The following is a 2,826-nucleotide window of genomic DNA, read 5'->3' on the forward strand; positions in this document are numbered from 1 at the left end:
CCCGGCATGGCGGGGGCGGAATGCGGACACGGGCCCCCGGGGCGCGCCGGGGCGCGGGCTCGGGGAAGGTGTCTTCTGGGGCACGCGGCACCGCTTCCTTGGGCTCGGCCGAGACGGGCTCGGCGGGGCGGGTCGTGCACCGTCGACGTGCGACGGACACGGAACGGCCCCGCCAGTCTACCGGTCCTGCCGACGGCGTCACGGCGGCACGACCTGCGCCGTCACCTGCGGGGCCTGTGGCCACGCCCCGGGCCTCACCTGGTGGCGAACATCCGGCGGCGGGCCTGCCCCGACGCAGACAGCGGGCGGTGCCCGCCACTACGCTGATGGGCATGACCAACGACCCGAAGAACCCCGGATCCGGCGACGAGCGCGACCCCCTGGAGGAGATGCTCGGGCGCCTCTTCGGCGGTCAGGGCCCGGACCCCGAGCAGATCCGCCGCGCCATGGACCAGATGGGCGGCCCCGGCGGCGGTGCCATGCCCGGCTTCGACCCGTCGCAGATGGACCCGGCCATGATGCAGCAGATGATGGCCCAGTTCCAGGCGATGATGAACCCGTCCGCGGGCGGCCAGTCGGACCCGGTGAACTGGGACCTGGCCAAGACCGCGGCCCGCCAGGCCGTGGCCGGCACGGACCCCTCCGTGGGCTCGTTCGCCCGCAAGGAGGTGGACGAGGCGCTCCGGCTGGCCGAGCTGTGGTTGGACGAGGCGACCGACACCGAGCAGTCCGGCCTGATCGGCAAGGCCTGGTCCCGCGCCGAGTGGGTCGAGGCCACCATGGACAGCTGGCGCCGCATGACCGAGCCGGTCGCCACCTCCCTGTCCCGGGCCATGTCCTCCGCGATCGAGCAGCAGCTCTCCGGGCAGATGCCGGAGGAGATGGCCGGCATGCTCGGCGGCATGGAGGGGCTGAAGCCGATGCTGCAGAACATGGGCGGCACCATGTTCGGCCTGCAGCTGGGCTCGGCCGTCGGCGAGATCGGCAAGGACGTCCTCTCCGGCACGGACATCGGTTTCCCGCTGGCCGGCCACACCCTGGCGATGATGCCCGTGAACATCGAGGAGTTCGGAGACGGCCTCTCCGTCCCGGACGACCAGCTGCGCATCTACCTCGCCCTGCGGGAGGTGGCCCGCATGCGCCTGTTCCTGCACTCTCCGTGGCTGGAGCGGGACCTGTTCGCCGCGATCGAGCAGTACGCCGCCGGCATCCGCCTGGACACCGAGGGCATCGAGAACGCCGCCGCGAGCGTGGACCCCATGGACCCGGAGTCCATGCAGCAGGTGTTCGACGGCCGGTCCTTCATCGCCGAGCCGGACGCCACCCAGCGGGCCGCGCTCGAGCAGCTCGAGCTGCTGCTCGCCCTCGTGGAGGGCTGGGTGGACGTGGTGGTCGCCGAGGCGGCCGCACCCCTGGACTATGCGGAGGCCCTGCGCGAGACCATGAACCGCCGCCGCGCCTCCGGCGGTCCCGCCGAGCACGCGTTCGCCGCCCTGGTGGGCCTGGAGCTGCGTCCGCGCCGTCTGCGTGCGGCCTCCGCCCTGTGGGAGGAGATCACGAAGACCCACGGCAAGGAGTACCGCGAGGAGGTCTGGCGCCACCCGGAGCGTCAGCCCACCTCCGAGGACCTCGACGACCCGGCCGGCTACGCGGGGCGCCGGGAGGCCCAGGACAAGAGCACCGACTCGCTCGACGACGAGCTGCGCCGCCTGCTGGACGGCGGGTTCGGGGACGCTCCCAAGGAGAAGTGACCGCCCGACGGCGTCAGGTCTCGGAGTCGGAGTCCTCGTCCGGCACGGTGTCCGGGACTGAGCCCGGGGTGAGCCCGCGGCCGGTGGCATGGGTGACGCCCTGGAGGAAGGCCATCGCCTCGGCGTACCGGCGGTAGCGGGCGACGAGCTGGCGGAAGGCCGGTCCGTGCCCGGACTCGAGCAGGTGGGCCAGCTCGTGGACCACCACCGCGTCCAGGACCCATTCCGGCATGCCGTGCAGCTGGGTCGAGATCCGGATCGTCCGTCGGGCGGGGGTGCAGGAGCCCCACCGCTGCCGCTGCCGAGTGGACCAGGCGACCGACGCCGGGCGGGGCGCCTCCGGCAGGAGACGGGCCCGAAGCCGCTCCGCGCGGGAGGCGAGCGAGCCGTCGTCGGGGGCGGTGCCGTCGTCGTGGGGCGAGGGAGGTGCCGGAGCTCTGGCGACCATCCGTTCGATCCACTGGCGCTCCTCCCCCGTCGGCAGGCCGGCGGGCAGGGAGATGCGCAGCCGGCCGTCCCGCCAGACGGCGGAGACCGTGCGTCGGCGTGCCGTGGAGCGGATCAGCGTGAGCGGGACGCCGTGCATCTCGGTGAGCTCCGTGGTCCGCACCGCGGGTGCACCGTGGCCACGGGCACGGGGCGCGACGGCACGGGGCGGACGCGAACGATGGGATCCGGCGGTGGACGGCATCCCCACATTGTGCCCCGGACGGGACGGCGCGCGTGTCGGCTGTGGAGGACGGGAGCGGAGGGACCGGCCCCGCCTGTGGACGGCCGGGCCCCGGGATCGTCAGCCTGCGACGCTGGAGGCACGTCCGCGGCACGGGGCCGCGGACACCGCCAGGGGAGGCGGCACCAGCGGAGGGGTGAAGGATGCGGATCGATCCGAGGACGGCGCGAGTGCGTGTCGGAGACGGACAGGTGCAGCTGGGCAACGGGCCCGACGCCGTGGTGGTGGACGTCCGACCGCGCGGGGTGCGCACGCTGCTGGCGGAGCTGGCGGCGGGGACACACGGGACCCCGGCCCAGGCCGTGCCCGCCCTGTCCCGCCGGTGTGGCCTGCCCGAGGCCGAGG

General features: G+C 74.2%; 2 protein-coding genes. One reads left to right on the forward strand and one right to left on the reverse strand.

The features are described from left to right. Nucleotides 1–332 precede the first annotated feature (332 nt). Nucleotides 333–1,751: a zinc-dependent metalloprotease gene (locus AC2W7A_RS11230; RefSeq protein ID WP_485991424.1), complete on the forward strand. Its 1,419-nt coding sequence runs from the start codon at nt 333–335 to the stop codon at nt 1,749–1,751. 13 nt (nt 1,752–1,764) lie between these two features. Here AC2W7A_RS11230 and AC2W7A_RS11235 read toward each other — a convergent pair whose 3' ends face one another. Then, a complete protein-coding gene (locus AC2W7A_RS11235; protein ID WP_485991425.1) occupies nt 1,765–2,361 on the reverse strand; it encodes a M48 metallopeptidase family protein in 597 nt (198 codons plus the stop codon). Nucleotides 2,362–2,826: the final 465 nt, after the last annotated feature.

This window comes from Micrococcus sp. LASM2_SD2, assembly GCF_057364565.1.

Bases quoted from the DNA above. Each gene is read 5' to 3' on its own strand.
- AC2W7A_RS11230 (WP_485991424.1), top strand. From the start codon at position 333: ATGACCAACGACCCGAAGAACCCCGGATCCGGCGACGAGCGCGACCCC.